This is a genomic window from Dyadobacter sp. 676 (assembly GCF_040448675.1).
Classification (GTDB): Bacteria; Bacteroidota; Bacteroidia; order Cytophagales; family Spirosomataceae; genus Dyadobacter.
The window spans coordinates 2,531,054-2,551,048 of sequence record NZ_CP159289.1; the positions used below are offsets into that span (position 1 = coordinate 2,531,054).

Annotated in this window: 12 protein-coding genes; 8 read left to right on the top strand and 4 right to left on the bottom strand. The window is 51.2% G+C overall.

The genetic code is table 11. The features are described from left to right. Positions 1-91: 91 nt before the first annotated feature. Positions 92-952 carry an AraC family transcriptional regulator gene (locus tag ABV298_RS11345; protein WP_353722215.1) on the bottom strand — a complete coding sequence of 287 codons (861 nt, stop codon included), beginning with the start codon at positions 950-952 and terminating at the stop codon, positions 92-94. 260 nt (positions 953-1,212) lie between these two features. On the opposite strand from ABV298_RS11345, the gene ABV298_RS11350 reads away from it, so the two are divergent. From ABV298_RS11350 to ABV298_RS11365, 4 genes are all read left to right on the top strand, one after another. Further along, positions 1,213-1,641 (top strand): META domain-containing protein, encoded by a 429-nt coding sequence (locus ABV298_RS11350; protein ID WP_353722216.1) that lies wholly within the window; start codon positions 1,213-1,215, stop codon positions 1,639-1,641. A 250-nt stretch (positions 1,642-1,891) separates the two neighbouring features. Continuing rightward, complete coding sequence (locus ABV298_RS11355; protein WP_353722217.1) at positions 1,892-2,719, top strand: sugar phosphate isomerase/epimerase; 828 nt, start codon at positions 1,892-1,894, stop codon at positions 2,717-2,719. Positions 2,720-2,932: 213 nt separating this feature from the next. Then, entirely contained in the window at positions 2,933-5,407 is a 2,475-nt protein-coding gene (locus ABV298_RS11360) for a TonB-dependent siderophore receptor (protein ID WP_353722218.1), read from the top strand. A gap of 24 nt (positions 5,408-5,431) precedes the next feature. Further along, entirely contained in the window at positions 5,432-6,607 is a 1,176-nt protein-coding gene (locus tag ABV298_RS11365; protein WP_353722219.1) for a PepSY-associated TM helix domain-containing protein, read from the top strand. A 411-nt stretch (positions 6,608-7,018) separates the two neighbouring features. Here the strand turns inward: ABV298_RS11365 and bioB are convergent, their stop codons facing one another. The 3 genes from bioB to ABV298_RS11380 all read right to left on the bottom strand — a co-directional run bounded on the left by bioB (position 7,019) and on the right by ABV298_RS11380 (position 10,223). Next, positions 7,019-7,999, bottom strand: coding sequence for a biotin synthase BioB (bioB, locus tag ABV298_RS11370; protein WP_353722220.1), 981 nt, complete (start codon positions 7,997-7,999; stop codon positions 7,019-7,021). 144 nt (positions 8,000-8,143) lie between these two features. Beyond that, positions 8,144-9,577: a glycoside hydrolase family 125 protein gene (locus ABV298_RS11375; protein WP_353722221.1), complete on the bottom strand. Its 1,434-nt coding sequence runs from the start codon at positions 9,575-9,577 to the stop codon at positions 8,144-8,146. A 91-nt stretch (positions 9,578-9,668) separates the two neighbouring features. After that, a complete protein-coding gene (locus tag ABV298_RS11380; protein WP_353722222.1) occupies positions 9,669-10,223 on the bottom strand; it encodes an N-acetyltransferase in 555 nt (184 codons plus the stop codon). A gap of 302 nt (positions 10,224-10,525) precedes the next feature. Here ABV298_RS11380 and ABV298_RS11385 point away from each other — a divergent pair, with 302 nt between their 5' ends. From ABV298_RS11385 to ABV298_RS11400, 4 genes are all read left to right on the top strand, one after another. Beyond that, a complete protein-coding gene (locus ABV298_RS11385) occupies positions 10,526-11,650 on the top strand; it encodes a Gfo/Idh/MocA family oxidoreductase (protein WP_353722223.1) in 1,125 nt (374 codons plus the stop codon). A gap of 597 nt (positions 11,651-12,247) precedes the next feature. Further along, on the top strand, positions 12,248-12,721 hold the full coding sequence (gene tnpA, locus ABV298_RS11390) for an IS200/IS605 family transposase (protein ID WP_353722224.1): 474 nt from the start codon (positions 12,248-12,250) through the stop codon (positions 12,719-12,721). 47 nt (positions 12,722-12,768) lie between these two features. Continuing rightward, positions 12,769-16,515, top strand: a complete 3,747-nt coding sequence (locus ABV298_RS11395; protein ID WP_353722225.1) for a PVC-type heme-binding CxxCH protein — start codon at positions 12,769-12,771, stop codon at positions 16,513-16,515. Between the two features lie 276 nt (positions 16,516-16,791). After that, complete coding sequence (locus ABV298_RS11400; RefSeq protein ID WP_353722226.1) at positions 16,792-19,989, top strand: TonB-dependent receptor; 3,198 nt, start codon at positions 16,792-16,794, stop codon at positions 19,987-19,989. Positions 19,990-19,995 lie beyond the last annotated feature (6 nt).

Sequence of the window (19,995 nt, forward strand, 5' to 3'; positions counted from 1 at the left end):
TTGCATCGGCGGTCAGGATATTTTCACATCTTAAGTTTCCGAATTTGGAAACACATTCGATAACAACAGATCTCAACGACGCCGGGTATCATCAATAATTCCCCTTATACTCTCGCGGCGTATGGCCGATGTACTTCTTGAAATTCCTGTTAAAGTTCGATAACGAATCGAAACCACTGTCGTAAGCGATCTGTGCGATGGTCCATTTATCTTCCAGAAGCAGCTTGCAGGCATGACCGATGCGGATTTCGTTGACGAAATCGATAAATGTCTTGTTCGACCGTGCCTTGAAGTACCGGCAGAACGCGGCTTCGGTCATACCGGCGAGGGAAGCGACGTCGCTTAGGCGGATTTCCTGGAAAAAATGCTGGAGTACATAATTGTGCACCTTCTGCATCCGCTCGGTTTCGGACACTTTGTAATTATTAACGTAGCCATAACTGGAAATGGGTTCCCCGGTGGTATCATGGGCCAGTTTATCGAGGAGCATCAGCAATTGCAGGATACCCTTGAAGCCCTCGACGGTCGTGAGCGAGATCAGCTCGTCGCGAATATGTTCGGCCAATGTGCCTTTGTATGAAATCCCTCGTTTGGAATCCGCCAGCAACTGGCGCAGGCCGAGCATTTCCGGCTTTTCGAGAAAATCTTTTCCAAGAAAATCTTCCTGAAAGTAGAGCACGATGCCGTGTGTCATCAGGTTCGAACCTGTTTCGAAATAGGCGGGATCGCTGCGCCACAGGTGGGGAACATCCGGACCGAGGAATACCGTATCGCCGGGCCCGAACGTCTGGATAGAGTCGCCGATCAACCGTTTGCCGGTTCCCTCTAGTACGGTAAATAATTGGTAATGCGGATGAAAATGCCAGTTAGGATCGAAATGGGGCTCTTTCAATTCGTGTACGGTTACTGTGCGGACCTGGCTCTCGATGTTTTTGTGGATGGGTGCTTTCATATTCTATCCGTATTTTACCCAAAAGGTCAACAATAATACAACATTACCATCAAAATACGATCATAATCATTTTTATTCATCACAAATAGATTCCGTCCCCGGTAAAAGAATTCAGCCTTTGAACCGTTATAAATTATGCAGTCGGAGCTCGGATAGCTGGCACATTTTTTGTAGATTTATAGAGCGGCTCAACTTTTTTTGCAACCTTTTTTGCTGGTACGATGTCAATGATAGGTAGTCCCGAAATTTTATTTACGTGTATGAAAGCCCTTATACTTCCGGCAGCATCCGTGCTGTTTTTTTCGCTATTGACCGGCTGTGGAAAAACCACCACGATCAACAGTAACATGGAATTAACCGGCAAATGGCAATTGGAGAGCATCGTGCAGGATGATGATACCATCAAAAAACCAGCCACTACCAAGGGCTTGATGGACATAGGCCTCAACTTTAAAGAAAAGGGCGAACTGGAAGGAACCACTTCCACCAACATTCTTACAGGTTTTTACGAAACAGCCCAGCAGAACACTATCCAGATAGGCGGGGGCGGAACGGAAAGGGCCGAAACAAGCTGGGGCAATCTCTTTGTGAACGCCCTGCCGAACGTAAACCTATACGATCTGAAAGCCAACAGGTTGATTCTGTATTACGATAACAGCAACCAGCTCATTTTTAGCCGGGTGCAATAAACGACATGAATACACACTGCCTCAATGGCGGTTCCGGGGTACCGGGCCGCCATTTTTTTATGCCCGGGCTATGGTTGGATTTTACCCCGATATTCAAGCAAATACCTGCCAACTTGTCAATATCAGCTAAGTAATCATCAAATCGTGTATAGCGGACGGTACTTTTTTACTTTAAGATTGTATACTGAAAAGACACCGATGCTTTGCATCCTTTCTTATCCATTCCCGAGCGAGATAAATTCGATTTTTGATGAAGTACAGCATGAACCTCCTTTTATGGGGGAACCAGATTGACGAAAGCCTGTTTCCTACCCTCGAACTGATTAAAGAGATCGGTTTTGACGGTGTGGAAGTGCCGATTTTCAATACAAACCCCGAGCATTGGTTCAAATTCCGGCAGAAGCTCGACAGCCTGGGCCTCGCTTGCGAGACCGACACCATTTGCGGGCCGTCCGAGCATTTGATCAGCCCGGACCCCGCCATGCGCCGCCATACGATCGACCATCTGAAACGTGCGCTGGATTGCTCGCTGGTACTCGGCGCCACCCGGCTGATGGGTCCCTACCATTCCGCATTGGGCGTTTTTACAGGTAAGCCGGCCACCGAAGAGGAATGGCAATGGGGCATTGAAGGTATCCGCGAAGTGGCCGATTATGCCGAATCGCTCGATATTACCCTGGGACTGGAGTATCTGAACCGCTTCGAACTGTATCTGACCAGTTGCGGCGACGAGGTTATTCGCTTCGTCGACGAGGTGAACCGTCCGAACTGCAAAATCATGTTCGACACATTCCACGCGAATATCGAAGAGAAAAATATAGGCGATACGATCCGCAAAGCCGGCGACCGCATTTCATTTATCCAGCTTTCTGAAAATGACCGTTCGACCCCGGGCAAGGGCAATGTCGATTGGGAAGGCGTTTTCCAGGCGATCCGCGATATCCGGTACGACGGCTGGATCAGCATCGAGGCGTTCAGTCAAAAGCTGTCGGTAGCCAACATCTGGCGCAAAATGTTCGATTCGGAAGAAAAGCTGATGCGCGACGGCCTCGCATTCGTCAAATCCAATCTAGGATAGCCTCATCGGGCAACCTCCACCTGTTTATAGCCAACCCAATGTAACTTTTAGCCACATTGGGCTGGTTATAAAAGTTTTAGCAGAAAAAATTGAATTATTAAAACGAATTAAAAAGTGAGCGTCGAATAACAGAATTCATTATTTGGGATTGGTCTAAATAAGACTACATTTGCCACCGTTTTGGCAATAGTCAATTTATCTAATCCCTGTATCATGAGGATATTTTGTTTACTCATCCTTTCTCTTTGCTGCTCCATCACCCTGGCTCAAACCGGCCACATCAAAGGCCATATCAAAAACGCCGCGGGACAACCTGCCGAATCCGTCAACCTGATCCTCAAAGGGACCGGTAAAGGAACACTTAGTGACGCCGGTGGTAATTTCGAGTTTGGAGCATTGGTTCCCGGCCATTACCAGCTCACAGGCACAGGCGTGGGCATTAAGCGTATCGATCGGAACGTTCATGTGAAGGCTGGCGAGACGGCGACGCTCGAAATTATCGCCGAAGAGAACACACAGGAACTGCAAACCGTAGAAATCGTCGGTAACCGCGGCACGAGCTACAAGAACGATTTGTCGTTTATCGCCAGCAAAACCGCGACGCCGATCAAAGAAGTGCCGCAGGCCATTTCCTATGTTACCAAGGAGGTAATGCGCGACCAAGGCACGTTCCTGATGGGCGATGCTGTGAAAAACATGAGCGGCGTCAACCAGTTTACTTTCTATGACGATTTGACGATCCGCGGCTTCCGGATGAACGGCGGCAGTACCACACAGTTAGTCAACGGGCTACGCACATTTTCCGGTTTCTGGAAACAACCGCCTGTAAACTACCTCGAACGCGTGGAAGTGATTAAAGGTGCGGCTTCCGCGTTGTACGGCAATACTTCGCCAGGCGGAACTATTAACCGCGTGACGAAAAAGCCCCTCGATACGCCCCGAAAATCACTGAGCTTTACAACCGGCAGCTTCAATACCCTTCGTACCCTGGCCGATTTCACCGGCCCGATGAATGAGAGCAAGACATTGCTTTACCGCCTCAATCTCGGCTATGTGAATGCGCAAAGTTTCCGGAATATGCAGTTCGACAAAAACATCATCGTCGCGCCGTCGGTATCGTTCCTGCCTACCGACAAAACCCGCATCAACTTCGACCTTGTTTTCAACCGGTCGAACAGCCGTCTGGACCGTGGGCAATCGGTGAAAGGCAATGACCTCTATTCAAGCTCCATCCGTACGTCGCTGAATGCCGTCAACGATTATCTCAATGAAGAAACTTACCTGATTACCACTTCATTGAACCACCAGTTTACCCGGAATACCTCGTTCAACGTCGCTTACCTCCGTACCGGTTACTCGGAAGACCTGCTCGAGCACCGCAGCAGCAACGCCAATGCGGTGGATTCGGCAGGAAAACCGATCGAAAACCTGGTGGCCCGGCAAGTGTTTGTGCGCAAGACCAAGTCGTTCATGGACAATGTATCGCTGTTCTTCAACCACAACTTCAACACGGGCATCGCGGAACACAAGCTGGTGGCGGGCTACGATTTCATCCAATCCGCTACACCCAAGGGCTCGGGCCAGCAAACCGCCAATGGATACCTGCTTAAAGCGGGCGGCGCGGCAGCTTATAACCCGAAGACGCCTGAAAAGTTTATCTTCTACAACTATACCGAAAACGGCGTCACTTACAGCATTCCAAAGCCGAACATCGCACATTACGACCTGACGTTGCAGAACAACAACATGGAGGATCCTTCCAAATACATTTACAACGTGACGGCCAATGCGGCCACCACACCCGTGCTTTACAAATTGCATGGCTTGTATTTACAGGAGCAACTCAAAATCAAAAAGTTACAGATTCTGCTCGGCTTGCGCTACGACACCTACATCGATAAGAAAGGCTATACCACCAACAACGAACAAAACGTAACGCAACACGCATTGCTGCCACGCATCGGGGCCGTGTACTCGCTGACGGACCATGTTAATGTGTACGGTACCTATACCCAGGGTTATAATCCACAGGACCCGGTCGTACAGAGCAACCCGTTGTCGGGCGGGCCATTCGATCCGATCCGTAGCAGCCTGTCGGAAGCCGGTTTGAAAACAGAGTGGCTCGACGGCCGGTTGACCGCGAATGTTTCGGTTTATCAGATCACTCAAACCAACACTTTATACTCGGCCAACGCAGCCGACAGGCCCGATCTGATGCTGCAAATAGGCAAAGAAACCGCAAAAGGGGTGGAATTCGACGTGACAGGCAATATCCTGCCCAACTGGAACGTGATCATGACTTACAGCTATAACGATGCCAAGGTTACCGATGCGGGCTCAAAGGCGACCGACCAGGTGCTGGTGAATTTACAAAAACCCAATGCGCCGAAAAACCAGGGGAGTGTCTGGACGAAATATACCTTCGTGGACAACTTCCTGAACGGCTTTGGCGTCGGGCTTGGTAGCAATTTCGTGACCGAGCGCAACCTTTCTCTCAACAACAACCAGACATTGCCAGGCTACACTTTGCTGAACGGGGCCGTTTACTACAAAATCGACAAGTTCCAGTTCCAGGTGAATCTGAACAACCTGGCCAACAAGACCTACTGGGTGGGTGGTTACGATTACCTGCGCCTGTTCCCCGGCGCGCCGCGCAACTTCATGGCGACCATTTCCTATACCTTTTAAAATGCGTGCTATTTCATAAAATCTGTGAAAAAGACATTCAAGAAGATCGCATCGCAACTACATTTATGGCTGGGGGTCTCCTCCGGCCTTGTGGTTTTTATCGTGGCGCTCACCGGGAGTATCCTGGTTTTTGAAGACGAGCTGGAACCCGTGATTTTTCCAAAATTCCATGTCGTGGAAGCTCCAAAGGATCAGCCAGGACTTCCCTTGGAGAGTCTTCGCGCCGTCGTTGCGAGTGCCTATCCCGACCTGCGCATTGCCCGCATTGCTATCGAACCCCTTGCCGATCGGACAGTTATATTTGGTTTGGTAGAAGGCAAGAAAGAAAAAGATATCTTTTCGGTAGCCGTAAACCCTTACACCGCCCAAATCACCGATGCGCGTCGTGAAAATGAGTCGTTTTTCCATATAGTGCTGCAACTGCACCGTTACCTCTGCCTGGAAGATACAGGAAAAGCCATTACCGGCATCGCCACCATCATGTTCATCGTTATCATGATCACGGGCCTTGTGCTCTGGTGGCCAAAACGCAGGCAGGCCAGACAGCGGCTTACCATCAAATGGGACGCAAAATTCAAGCGCCTCAACTGGGATCTGCACGCCGTTTTTGGCTTTTTTGTGCTGCCATTCACATTCCTCATCGCATCGACGGGCCTCGTCTGGAGCTACAAATGGGTCAACGATATGATTTACCTCACTTTCGACGGCCGGCCGCAGCAAAAGCGCGAAGCGCCCTCGAATATTGGTCTTATTAACGCCTCCTCAACCGGCACGTTAGCCCAAGTCACCGCTGAAACCAACCGCCTCCTTCCCCACCCCGGCCGCATTCAATTCACGCTTCCTGAGTCCGACAGCCTTTCCATTACCGTTTCCAAAGTCAATGAAAACGCTTCCGTCGCCAATGTCGTCGACTTCCTTTACTTCGACCGGCACGATGGCCATTTGATCGGCAAGCGGCTTTACGACGACGAAAGCACAGGTATGAAAGTCCGCAGGCTGGTATTTCCGATTCATACCGGAAGCATTTGGGGCTGGCCTACCAAGGTGCTCGCGTTGATTGTAGCGTTGATTACTGCAACGTTGCCGGTTACGGGGGTGATTATTTGGGTTGGAAGGAGGTTTAAGAAGGAGAAGAAGGTGGTCAGAAAAAGTTCTACGTCACACACAGTTGCTAATCGAACCGAAGAAGCCATTAGTTAACCGGTTTCCGCGAATAGCTCGCCCCCGGTACCTGGAAAGTGATTAGGAGCAAATTTAATATTCCTGCCGATTTCATTCTTGATCACGTCTGACGGCGTTAAAGGCTATTGAATTTCGCAAGCGCGAATGAAAGAAATCCTTTCAGAGTATGGAGAAATAGAAGTGCAAACTTTGGTCAAATATTCTCCGAAGTAATTTTTTTAAGTTGACTTTGTTGGAAAATTGCACAAAAACCATCATTCAAATTTTAATAACTATGGACACACTCCAAAACCCACAACACCTTGATCGAAACCTACCTGTTCACGGAAAACCTCAACCGTGTAACACCCGCAATGCGCGAACATATCGTTAACCAACTTCGTGTGGCGACATTGATCGCGAAGCTGGACGCCAGCAACAGCGACATCGCTAGGCATGCACCTCCTCTTTAACCAAAGCCTTCAGCCCCAAAATTTCCATCATCTCCCGATCCTGGTTTATCCCCGGGTTTGGTGTTACCAGCAACTCCCCGTTCTCATTCGTAAAAATGGAATTGGCTCCCGCCATAAAGCAGAACGCCTGCTCATATTCGCTCATTTCCATGCGCCCGGCGCTGAGGCGGACCATGGCTTTGGGCATGAGAATGCGGGCGGTGGCGATCATGCGTACCATTTCCCAGGTGTCGATCTTTTTCCTATTGCCCAGCGGCGTTCCCTGCACGCGCGCGAGGGCGTTTACAGGTACGGATTCCGGGTGCTCGGGCATGGTTGCCAGTGTGTGAAGCATTTGAATGCGGTTTTCACGGGTTTCACCCAGACCGATGATGCCTCCGCAGCATACGGATACACCCGCTTTACGCACATGGTCGACGGTATTCAGGCGGTCGGTATAAGTGCGGGTGGTAATGATTTGCTCATAATATTCAGCCGACGAGTCGAGGTTGTGGTTGTAGGCATACAGGCCGGCGGCTTTGAGCTTTTCGGCCTGGGCCCCGGTGAGCATGCCCAGCGTGCAGCATACTTCGAGGCCCAATGCGGCCACTTCGGTCACCATGTCGAGGACGCGGTCGAAATCGCGGTTGTCCTTCACTTCCCGCCAGGCCGCGGCCATGCAGAAGCGGCTCGATCCGCCCTCACGGGCACGGCGGGCGATAGCCACGACGTCGTCCTTTTTCATCAATGCTTTTACATTAATGCCGGTCTGGTACCGGGCAGCTTGCCCGCAGTAGGCACAGTCCTCAGGGCAACCTCCCGTTTTGATGGACAACAATGTACACATCTGAATGCGCTCCGGGTCGTGCCATTGCCGGTGGACGGTCGCTGCGTCGTAGATCAGTTGCAGTAAGGGGCGATTGTAGATAGCTTCGATTTCGTCGAGCGTCCAGTCGGTACGGATGGTTTCGGTTTGCATAGCAACATCTTTTTCGAACCAAATGTAGCCGCCCGACCGGAGCAGGATTGCGTCCGGTTTGGAAGAAATATTGTAGTCCGGAACGCAAAAATGCCTCCCGGTTTGTAGTCCGGAAGGCATTCGGGAATCGCGCGAATGCAACAATTAATATACTTTCGCCAGCAAATGCGGACGCTCCTTTTCGAGTTTGAGGAGCAGCTCGCCGAATAGCGTATTTACCCACGCGAACCATTTGCGGGTAAATTTCGAATCGTCATCCTTATCGAACGATTCGTGCATGAAACCGGTGTGGTTGTGCGTCGTTTTGAGGAGTTTCAGCTGTGCTTCGATTTCCTTGTCGTCCGTAGAAGTAATGGCGCGGGCGATAATGCCCATCGGCCAGATCTGGTTGATCAGCGTATGCGGGCTACCCAGCCCCTCTCCCGCCTTTCCTTTGAAGAAATACGGATTGGAATCGCTCAGCACATATTTGCGGGTATTGATATAAATGGGGTCTTTCACTGAAACGGCATTCAGGTAAGGCAGACTGATCAGGCCGGGAATGCCCGCATCGTCCATCAGTAAATGGTTGCCGAAACCATCCACTTCAAATGCGTAGATTTTGCCAAACTGCGGGTGTGGGTAAACGGCATATTTCTTCAATGAAGCTTCAACTTCCGTTGCCAGGGCCTTGAAATCAGCCGCTAACCGGGCATTTTTTGTAGCGGCGGCTTTTTCCAACAGCTCGGCGACCTCTCGGAACGAAACCACCGCGAAGAAATTGGACGGAATAAAGAACGGGAACACCGAAGCATCGTCGGAAGGCCGGAAGGTGCTGGCGATCAATCCAACGGGTTTGATCGGATTACCGTAGCCGTTACCGGGCACCGTGTCCGTCGACCAGGAGGTAACGCGCCCAAATTTGTAGGGCCCCGGCCCGTCCTTGCGTTGCTGTTCGCGGCAGGTTTGCAGCACCAGTTCCATTGCTTTCGCCCAATCGGCATCGAATGGCTTGGTGTCGCCCGTAGTTTTCCAATAGTTGTATGCCAACCGAATGGTGTAGCAAAGCGAATCGAGCTCCCATTTACGCTCATGCAACATGGGCTTCATCGCGGTTTGGTCTTTGGTCCATTCGCTCTCTTTCGGGCGATCGTAAAATGCGTTCGCATAGGGATCGATGAGGATGCATTTGGTCTGACGGTTAATAAGCCCCGCCACCATGTCTTTCAGCTTGGCATCCTCTTTCAGTAACGGCAGATAGGGCCACACCTGTGCCGTGCTGTCGCGGAGCCACATGGCGTCGATATCTCCGGTGATCACAAAAGTATCGGGTTTGCCGTCGACGGGGTTATAATGTACTGTTGTATCAAGCGTATTAGGGAAGCAGTTTTCGAAAAGCCACGCCAGTTCGGGGTCCTTGATGGTTTTTTTCATGCGGGCAATGGTCGCTTCCACCGCGGGGCTTGTGAAACTGCGTTTATCAGCCGGGATGCGTACTACCGGAAAATCAGCCGTGCTTTTTGAAAACGACCATTTAGGCATAGCCATTCCGGCCACGGCCAGCGCCCCGGTTTTCATAAAATCTCTTCTTTGCAACATGCGTTTCGGTTAAGATTGATTTTTTAAAATTTTTGAAAAAGCAATTTAGCCAAAATTCCAATCGCAAACGCCGGCCGTTTCCCTTTTGCCATTAGCGGAGATCGCGGACCATATGGAAATATTGGTGCCCCATAAAATCCTTTTCTCCGATCACCCGGAATTGCAAACGCTCGTAGAGCCGCCGTGCGGCCGGATTGACTTTGTCCACGATCAAACCAGCCCGCATATGCCCCTGGATGCGAGCCTGTATGCACAATGCCTCAATCAGCTGGCTACCAATACCTTTCCCCTGATGGGCGGCGTGCACATTAATGCAATCCAGATAAAATTCGCCGGGCTCTGTTTCGTCGGATGGGTCGAATAGCGGATCGGCTTCCCGCAGTTTATCCAGGACGGGTTGCCGCAAAACATGTAGCAATGCTCCATCATAGCCATTAATGGAGCCGATAATGCCGGCTTCGGTTTCGAAAACGAGCGTATTGGTATAGCTGTATTGGTTGGCCGGATGCAGGAAGAACTCGCGGAAGAACGGTATCGCGTCGGCATGATGCTCGGAGCGGGCGAAAATGCCGGCAATATGGCCCATGCCGAGAATCAGGAGAGGAGCTGCTGCATCGGCATCTTCGGGGCGGGCAGGACGGATCATAATATGGGAATTTTGGTAAAGAAAATGGCCTAATTGTAACAAAATCGGCATTTTCGAATCGTTTTTCTAGCTATTTTTTGCAATAAAAATCACATTAATCCGAAAACAGATCAAAATACGCACAGTACTAATCAAAACCTGAAAAGTTTTTAGCACTATTTTGCTTTAAAATTGTATTGTCGATTACTATCCACACCAACCTGACCCTTGCCCGCGTTTTCGTTCGACGGGCAGTTTTGGCCGAAATAATCCGTTTTTTCGCTAAGCCACTGATCTACTGAATCATTAACCTGTTAATCAATATGTCCAAGAAAATTAATGTTGCCATTATCGGATTAGGCTTCGGAGCCGAGTTTATCCCCATTTACCAGCAACATCCCAATGCCAATATGTACGCGATTTGCCAGCGTACCGAATCGAAACTGAATGAAATAGGTGACCAGTACGGCATTGAAGTACGCTATACCGACTATGACGAGCTATTGAAAGACCCTAACATCGACGCGGTTCACATTAACTCTCCCATCCCCAACCACGCAGAGCAGACGCTGAAAGCCCTCCGCGCCGGCAAGCACGTGGCATGCACCGTCCCTATGGCGACCAGCGTAGAGGATTGCATCGAAATCGTGAGAACGACCCGCGAAACAGGCAAGAAATACATGATGATGGAAACCGTGGTATACGCCCGGGAATTCCTGTTTGTTAAAGAGTTGTATGAAAAAGGCGAGCTGGGCAAGATTCAGTTCCTCAAAGCAAGCCACCAGCAGGACATGGAAGGCTGGCCTGATTATTGGCCGGGACTACCTCCGATGCATTACGCGACGCACTGCGTTGGCCCCGTAGCCGGCTTGCTGAAACTGGAAGCCGAATATGTTTCCTGCTTCGGTTCGGGAACGATCGCGGAAGATCTGATCAAGATCCACAACTCGCCGTTCGCCGTAGAATCGGCACATATCAAGTTCAAGGACAGCGACTTGTCGGCCTATGTATACCGTTCATTGTTCGACGTGGCGCGTCAGTACCGCGAGAGCTTCGAGGTTTACGGAAGCAAAAAATCGTTCGAATGGCCGTTGATCGAAGGCGAAGATCCGGTGATCCACACCGCGAAAAAGCCTGAGCACGAAATTCCGGAGCGCGTGAAAACGCCGGACTACGCGCATTACCTGCCTGAGGAAATCCGGCAGTTCACCGGTCACGGCGTTTACAACCTGGACGACAACGCACACTTGTCGTTCGTACAAGGCGGCGGCCATGGCGGTTCGCACCCGCATTTGGCGCACGAATTCATCAGCGCATTGATCGAAGACCGCGATCCGTTCCCGAATGCATGGCAATCGGCCAACTGGACGAGCGTGGGTATCCTCGCGCACGAGTCGGCATTGCAGGGCGGCGCGATCATCAAGCTGCCGGACTTTAAAAATGTGTAGATGAAGCATTGGCGTCGTAGCCGTCATCAACACAATGTTTCGGTGCGCTGCACCTTATAAATAGGACGGTGACGTTGGATTTTCTACAAATATTTTGGTGCTCTGCACCATTACGTGGTGACATAACATCACCGCGTCGCTAAACAACAAAATGCCTAGGTGCAGCGCACCGTAAGAGTTGTAGAAACAGCGTCGCGAAACAACAGAATGCCAAGGTGCAACGCACCGTAAGATTTGTAGAACAGCGTCGCGAAACAACAGAATGCCTAGGTGCAGCGCACCGTAAGAGTCGTAGAAACAGCGTCGCGAAACAACAGAATGCCAAGGTGCAGCGCACCGTAAGATTTGTAGAACAGCGTCGCGAAACAACAGAATGCCTAGGTGCAGCGCACCGTAAGAGTTGTAGAAACAGCGTCGCTAAACAACAAAATGCCAAGGCGCAGCGCACCAAAAGATTTGTCGAAACAGCGTCGCTAAACAACAAATTGCCAAGGTGCAGCGCACCAAAGATTTGTAGAACAGCGTTGCGAAACAACAAATTGCCAAGGTGCAGCGCACCGTAAGAGTCGTAAATTGTATAAAACACACATTATCAAAATGGCAAATACCTATACACAACTATACATACATGTTGTCTTTTCGGTGAAGGGCCGTGAAAACCTGATCAAAAAAGAGTGGAAAAACGATTTGTATGCGTACATCGGAGGAATTATCCTCAACCACCGGTCGAAGCCTTTGGCGATGAATGGAATGCCCGATCACATCCACATGTTGATTGGCTACAATCCATCGACATCGTTGTCGGCACTGGTTGAAGAAATCAAAACCTCTTCGAACAAATGGATCAAGGAGCGTTTTAATCTCCCGGACTTCCATTGGCAAAAAGGTTATGGAGCGTTCTCATACAGTCGGAGTAGCATCGACAACGTGATTCGATACATCGCCAACCAGGAAGAGCATCACAGGAAAACAACGTTCCGTGAAGAATACCTTCAAATGTTGCGAGATTTTGAAGTGGAGTACAAAAATGAATATCTGTTTGATTTCCAGGAAATTTTTGAGTGGAGTTAGCAGATACCGAATGAAATTTCCCATAATAATTGAAACAACCAATCTCAATGAAAACCAAAGCGTTATCCTTTATCTTAGGTATTGTCCTGCTGGGATGTGCCTCTCAGCAAACCTCCCAGAACGCATCGGTTAAAACTGCTTCCTCCAAAGGCGAAGCGAAAGCCCGCCGACTGGAAATCCTGTTTCTGGGCGACAAGGGCCATCACAAGCCCGCCGAACGCGTTCCGCAGATCATGGCTGCATTGGGTCCCAAGGGTTTCAACTTTACCTACACGGATAACCTCAACGACCTGAACCCCGAGACGCTCAATAAGTACGACGCATTGATGTTGTACGCCAACTGGGACTCGATCGCGCCGCAGCAGGCCAAGTCACTGCTCGACTACGTGGCCAGCGGAAAAGGTTTTATCCCCGTTCATTGCGCGTCTTACTGCTTCCGCAATAATCCGGAGGTAGTGAAGCTGATCGGCGGGCAGTTCTGGTGCCATACCTGGGACACCATCCAGCCGGTATGGACAAAGCCCGATCATCCCGCAATCGCAGGCGTGAAACCATTCAAAACCGTGGATGAGACGTACCTGCACACGCTGCTGCAACCCGATAACATCGTGCTTACCGAGCGCCTGATCCAGAAAGACCAGGAAAAAGACCGTCCCGGACAGCAGAAAGAGCCATACACCTGGGTAAGGACCCACGGTAAAGGCCGCATTTTCTACACCGCATACGGCCACGACGAACGTACCTGGGCCACACAGGGCTTTGCTGACCTGATCGAAAAAGGTATTCTCTGGGCCGTAAACGACGACGCACGCAAAGCTTTGGCCGCGCTGAACCCGAAACCATTCGAGTACCGTGAGGCCAACCTGCCCAACTACGAGCAACGCCCCGGCCCGCAAATGCAACAATTGCCGCTTTCGCCTGAAGAGTCCGTGAAACACATTCAGGTTCCTGTCGATTTTACACTGGAAGTTTTCGCGCACGAGCCTGACGTCATGCACCCCATCGCGATGACCTGGGATGAACGCGGCAGACTGTATGTACTCATTACCAAAGATTACCCTAACGAACGCAAGGACACCGGCGGTAGTGACTATATCCTCATCTGCGAGGACACCAACAACGACGGCAAGGCCGACAAGTTCACCAAGTTCGCCGACGATCTGAGCATCCCGACAGGTATGACATTCGCCAACGGCGGTCTGGTCGTTTCGCAGGCACCGCACATGCTGTTTTTACAAGATACCAACGGCGACGACAAGGCCGACGTGAAGAAAATCCTCTTCTCGGGCTTCGGCACCGGCGATACCCATGCTGGTCCGTCCAACCTGCATTACGGCTTCGACAACTGGGTTTACGGTTCTGTGGGTTACTCGGGCTTCAAAGGCAAGGTAGGAAAGAGTGGCGACCTCGATTTCGGCCAGGCATTGTTCCGTTTCAAGCCCGATGGCTCGGATATGGAAATAGTAGCCAAAACCTCCAACAACACCTGGGGATTGGGCTTCAACGAAGCTGGTGACCTGTTCGGTTCAACCGCCAACAACTCGCACGGCTGGTACAGTGCCATTCCTAACCGTTATTTCGGTGCAAGCAAGGTCGATAACGGCAGCCGCAGCACCGACACTCACAAGGATATGCAGCCGATTACACCCAAAGTGCGTCAGGTCGACGTTTTCGGTGGGTTTACCGCGGCAGCCGGCCATAACTTCTACACCGCCCGCGCGTATCCGAAGGAATACTGGAACAAAGTCGCATTCGTTTCCGAGCCTACCGGCCACATTCTGCACCGCAACGTGATGGTGAAAAAAGGCACCGACTATGAAGATCAACTGGGCTTTAACCTCCTCGCAGGCGCCGACGAATGGGTTGCACCCGTATTCGCGGAGGTAGGACCCGACGGTGCCGTGTGGGTAGCCGACTGGTATAGCTACATCATCCAGCACAACCCTACTCCCAAAGGCTCCGAGAACGGAAAAGGTAACGCCTACGAAACCCCGTTGCGTGATTTTACCCACGGCCGCCTGTACCGCATTGCCTGGAAGAATGCGCCGAAATACACACCGATTTCCCTAAGCAAATCGCGCCCGGACGAGCTGGTTGCTACTTTGAAAAACAACAACATGTTCTGGCGCCAGCATGCGCAACGCCTGCTTGTGGAGCGTGGAAATAAAGATGTGGTAGGTAAACTGGTTGAACTTGTAAAAGATAAATCGGTTGACGAAATCGGCTTGAATACCGCTGCGATCCACGCATTGTGGACATTGGAAGGTCTGAATGCTATCTCCGACCCGCAAGTACTACCGGTAGTGATTGAAGCATTGAAGCACCCATCCAATGATGTTCGCAAAACAGCCGTAAAAGTACTGCCCCGCACCGCAGCCAGCGGCGAAGCATTGCTGGCAGCCGACGCCCTGCATGATAAGGAACCACTGGTAGTGCTGAACACATTGCTCGCCTTCTCCGAAATTCCTTTGACCCCGCAGATCGAAACGGCGGTACTTACTTTGCTGGATACCTATTCCAATGCGGAAGACCGCTGGATGCCCGACGCATTCGCCGCGATCCTGAACTCGCACGACGGCGCGTTGCGCCAGAAATACCTTGCTCAACGTGTTGCGAAAGCCGGTTCAGCAGGTGCGGCGCAGCAAAGTGCCGCTGCTAGTCATGCGGATCACTCGGCCATGAACCACGAGGGCCACGGTGCAAGTAAAGTGACAGTTCAGGGATCAGCCGATCTGGCGATTACCAACATCACCATCGAGCCGAAAACACCTTATGTACGCGAGTACGCACGGGTGACCATCGAAATTACCAACATCGGATCGGTGCCCGTAACCAAAGAGCAGGTGCCTGTTGTGAATGTGGGTATCCGCAGCCGTTCTTTGAACACGAACTACATCAGCCGCCAGCTTACCAACGGCATTGCACCCGGCGAAACGGTGAAACTCGTAGAAGGCAACAACGGCCCGTGGAAAACTGCTTTTGGCTTCACCTCCGACGAAGCCGGCAAAGTGACCGTGACAGCGACCGTAGACGTCGACAATGTAGTTCCCGAAAAGGATGAGAACAAGAATAACACGATGAGCAAGTCCTTTGAAGTACGTCGCCTCGACCGCCTCTCCGACTTCGCTCTGGAACGTACCGTACGTGGTTATACTTCCTATGCAAGCGGTGACGACGTGCTGAAACTCATCCAGACCTCGCAATCGCTCGACCCGCAGGGCCGCAACGCGATGATCAAAGGCATTCTCGGCGCATGGAACCCGAAACGTAAGGAAACGGCCAACGACGAAGGTAAAAAGCTCCTCGCAAGCGTTAAAAGCACCATCCCTGACGATCTGAGCAGCCGGTACACTACCCTGCTCGAATCTTACGGCATCAAGGAAGAAGTGGCCGCCGACCCGAATGTGCAGGTCGTGACGATCAAAGCGATTCGTGAAGAAATGAAATTCACCGTCACCGAATTCACGGCGGTGGCTGGCAAAACCGTTGAAATCGTGTTCGAAAACCCGGATGCGATGCAGCATAACATTGTGGTAGGACGTCCCAAGTCTACCGAGATCATCGGCGCCGCTGCCGACAAAATGATCACCGCCAAAGATGGCGCAGAGAAGAATTATGTACCTAATATCCCTCAGGTTTTGGCCGCGACACCGCTCGTAAACCCCGGCCAGACTTACCGCTTGAAGTTTGTAGTACCGGATCAGGTCGGCGACTATCCGTATGTATGTACGTTCCCTGGCCACTGGCGTCTGATGACCGGGGTCATGAAAGTTGTAAAGGACAAAGGGTTATAATTCTTAACTGCACAAGCCTATGGTTTTAAAAACAATTCAGGTTTAGCGTATATCGATTAGCGTTCAGATTCGCAGGGCACGAAAGTGCATTCTGCGAATCTGGATGGCTGATTTTTCAAGTCAAATTGACGACGGGTACGAGCTATCCGCCGGGGAAATATTTTTTTCTCATTTTTAAATAGTATTTATTCAATATTTTTTATTAAAAATAAATTAGAAATACCAACAAATTCTTAGAATGCTTTAATAACTACTCACATCTAACCCAGGTTAACAATGAACAACCCAAACAGACGGAACCCCTTGCTGGGGCTTCGCAGGCCTCTTTTTGCCCTTTTGGCGGCAGGATGCCTGTCGCCCCAGGAGGTTTGGTCGGAAAAACTGCGCTTCGAACCGGCCATCACCTACCGAAAACCGGTGGACAAGACGATCACCGGAAAGGTAGTCGACGAAAAAAACAACCCGCTGCCCGGTGTCAGTGTGGTCGTGAAAGGCACCACCACCGGCAGCATTACCGGCACCGACGGTACTTACTCGCTGAATGTGCCGGAAACAGCCACCACGCTCTCATTTTCATTCATTGGTTACACGTCGCAGGAAATTGTGATCGGTAGCCAGTCCAGTATCCAGGTGACGTTGCTTCCCAGCAGCGAAGAGCTTACGGAAGTAGTTGTGGTGGGTTATGGTACCCAATCTTCCGCGGCGGTAACCGGCGCTGTAAGCAATATCCAGGCCAAAGACCTGATCCGCACGCCGTCCATCGGAACGGCCGATGCGTTGGTGGGCCGCGTACAAGGTATCACGGCCCGTAAAGCCGATGCCCGCCCCGGCGCCGCTACCACCATCCAGATCCGGAATATGGGCACGCCGCTATTTGTCATAGACGGCGTCCCTTCCGACGTAGGCAGCTTCAACAACCTTGGCCAGAACGATATCGAAAGTGTTTCGATCCTGAAAGATGCTTCCGCGGCGGTGTATGGTCTGCGGGCGGCGAACGGGGTGGTTTTGGTTACTACAAAAAGAGGAAAAGCAGGTGACGGAACGAGGATCAGCCTTTCCGGCTACTATGGTTTGCAAAACTTCACGCGCTACCCGCGTCCGGCTAATGCGTACCAGCACATGCGCGGGCTCGTGGAGTCGGACGTGAACCAGGGCCGCGTGCCTTCCATTACGCCGGCGGAATTGGAAAAATGGCGCATTGGCACGGAAAAAGGTTACCAGAGTTTCGATTATTACGACATGGTCATGCGCCCGAACGTGCCCCAGTACTTTGGCAATGCGAGCGTGCAGGGCGGCAGCGAGAAGATGAACTACTTCCTCTCGATCAGTCATCTCAACCAGGACGCATTGATCCGCGACTTCAACTTCAACCGGACAAACATCCAGGCGAACGTCGAAGCCAGTCTGACCAAAGGATTGAAAGTAGGCACGCAGATCAGTGGCCGCATTGAGAACCGGTTCCAGGTCGGTGTACCAGGTTTGGACGACTACTTCAACCCGTTCCTGAGCATTTTCACCATGTGGCCTACCGAGCGCCCTTATGCGAACGACAATCCGAAATACATCAACCAGACGCACAACGTGAACGTCAACCCGGCTACGTACAAAAAGGATGTGACCGGCTATATCGACGAAGTCTGGCGGAATGTGAAAGGCAATTTTTACGCCGAATACGATTTCAAATTTGGTCTGAAAGCGAAAGGAACTTACTCTTACGCATTCACCAACTTCGATTTCGACGGTTTTGAATATACCTATGATGCCTACACGTACGACGAAAAGACGGACACCTACAACGTAGTGCCCGGCGGCGGTAACCAGAACCCCTGGCGCGAACGCCGGAAACGCAATATCGTCGACCGCTTCGCACAGTTCCAGCTGAGCTATGCCAAGGCATTCGGTAACCACGACATTTCGGCCGTTGCCGCCTACGAGCGTTCCGACAATGTGAATACCTACCTCGTCGTCCATACCGTTCCGCCGAACAATTACATTCCGTTAATGTCCTTCGCGAACCAGGATTTGCTCATCGACGAGTGGAGTACCGAGGCACGGGCCGGTTATGTGGGCAGGATCAATTATGATTTCAAACAAAAATACCTGCTCGAACTCGTGGGCCGTTATGACGGGTCGTTCCTGTACGCTCCCGGTAAACGCTACGGTTTCTTCCCCGGCATATCGGCAGGCTGGCGCATTTCGGAGGAGGATTTCTTCAAAGGCAAGCTGGAAAACGTATTCAGCAGCCTGAAACTCCGCGCTTCATATGGCCGTACCGGCGCCGACCGCCTCAATAATGCTAACAATGACTTCGTAGTTGCGCCATTCAGCTACCTGCCGGGCTATAATTTCCTGCAAGGCAGTGCGATTTTTGACGGGAATTACACCATTGGTGTCCGCCCAAGAGGTTTGCCGATTACCACCCTCTCCTGGATCACCAACATTACAACTAACATCGGTATCGATTTCGGATTGCTTGGAGGAAAGCTTTCCGGACAGTTCGATATTTTTGAAAGAAAACGCGAAGGCTTGCCCGCTGCACGTTACGACGTGCTACTCCCATCCGAAGTGGGCTACTCGCTGCCTAACGAGAACCTGAACTCCGATACCAACCGCGGTCTGGAAGGGGTATTGACCTATAAAAGCTCCGCAGGCCAGGTCGACTACACGGTGAGTGCCAATGCGACCCTCTCCCGCCGCCGCGACCTCGATTTTTACAAACCGCGCTTTGGCAACTCTTACAACGAGTACCGCGATAGCTATGTAGACCGATGGGGTGATATCAACTGGGGTTATCAGGTGGTAGGCCAGTTCCAATCCATGGAGCAGATCGAAAGCCATACCGTCGATAACGACGGCCAGGGCAACCGCAGCCAGCTTCCCGGCGACTTCATTTACAAGGATGTGAATGGCGATGGTATCATCAATGCGCTCGACGAGCGTCCGATCGGTTATGCCGAAGGCGCGAATCCTTATCTCAGCTTTGCATTGAACGGAAGTGTGGCCTACAAGGGGTTTTCGCTTTTCTTCGATTTCGCCGGTGCTTCGCTGCAAAGCTTTCAGCGCAACTGGGAGTTGAAAATCCCCTATCAGAACAACGGTACCTCGCCACATTTCATGCTCGAAGACCGCTGGCACCGCGAAGATCCATTCGACCCGAACAGCAAATGGATTCCTGGTACTTACCCGGCCATCCGCAAGGACAATACCAGCCACGTCAACTTCCGCAAGAGCGATTTCTGGATCACGAACGTGCGTTACATCCGTCTCCGCAACATCGAGCTCGGCTATTCTTTCGACCAGAAAATCACGAAAAAACTGGGGCTTTCCGCATTGCGCATTTACGTGAATGCCTCCAACCTCTTCTCGATCGACAATGTGAAGAAGTACGAGATCGATCCGGAGATTTCATCGGGTAACGCGCTGGTTTATCCTCAGCAGCGACTGTTCAATGCAGGTTTTAACCTCACTTTCTAAAAACTG

What these genes read in the sequence shown, in the direction of transcription:
- ABV298_RS11345 (WP_353722215.1), bottom strand. Translation starts at nt 952, where the DNA reads ATGAAAGCACCCATCCACAAAAACATCGAGAGCCAGGTCCGCACAGTA.
- ABV298_RS11350 (WP_353722216.1), top strand. Translation starts at nt 1,213, where the DNA reads ATGAAAGCCCTTATACTTCCGGCAGCATCCGTGCTGTTTTTTTCGCTA.
- ABV298_RS11355 (WP_353722217.1), top strand. Translation starts at nt 1,892, where the DNA reads ATGAAGTACAGCATGAACCTCCTTTTATGGGGGAACCAGATTGACGAA.
- ABV298_RS11360 (WP_353722218.1), top strand. Translation starts at nt 2,933, where the DNA reads ATGAGGATATTTTGTTTACTCATCCTTTCTCTTTGCTGCTCCATCACC.
- bioB (WP_353722220.1), bottom strand. Translation starts at nt 7,999, where the DNA reads ATGCAAACCGAAACCATCCGTACCGACTGGACGCTCGACGAAATCGAA.
- ABV298_RS11375 (WP_353722221.1), bottom strand. Translation starts at nt 9,577, where the DNA reads ATGTTGCAAAGAAGAGATTTTATGAAAACCGGGGCGCTGGCCGTGGCC.
- ABV298_RS11380 (WP_353722222.1), bottom strand. Translation starts at nt 10,223, where the DNA reads ATGATCCGTCCTGCCCGCCCCGAAGATGCCGATGCAGCAGCTCCTCTC.
- ABV298_RS11385 (WP_353722223.1), top strand. Translation starts at nt 10,526, where the DNA reads ATGTCCAAGAAAATTAATGTTGCCATTATCGGATTAGGCTTCGGAGCC.
- tnpA (WP_353722224.1), top strand. Translation starts at nt 12,248, where the DNA reads ATGGCAAATACCTATACACAACTATACATACATGTTGTCTTTTCGGTG.
- ABV298_RS11395 (WP_353722225.1), top strand. Translation starts at nt 12,769, where the DNA reads ATGAAAACCAAAGCGTTATCCTTTATCTTAGGTATTGTCCTGCTGGGA.
- ABV298_RS11400 (WP_353722226.1), top strand. Translation starts at nt 16,792, where the DNA reads ATGAACAACCCAAACAGACGGAACCCCTTGCTGGGGCTTCGCAGGCCT.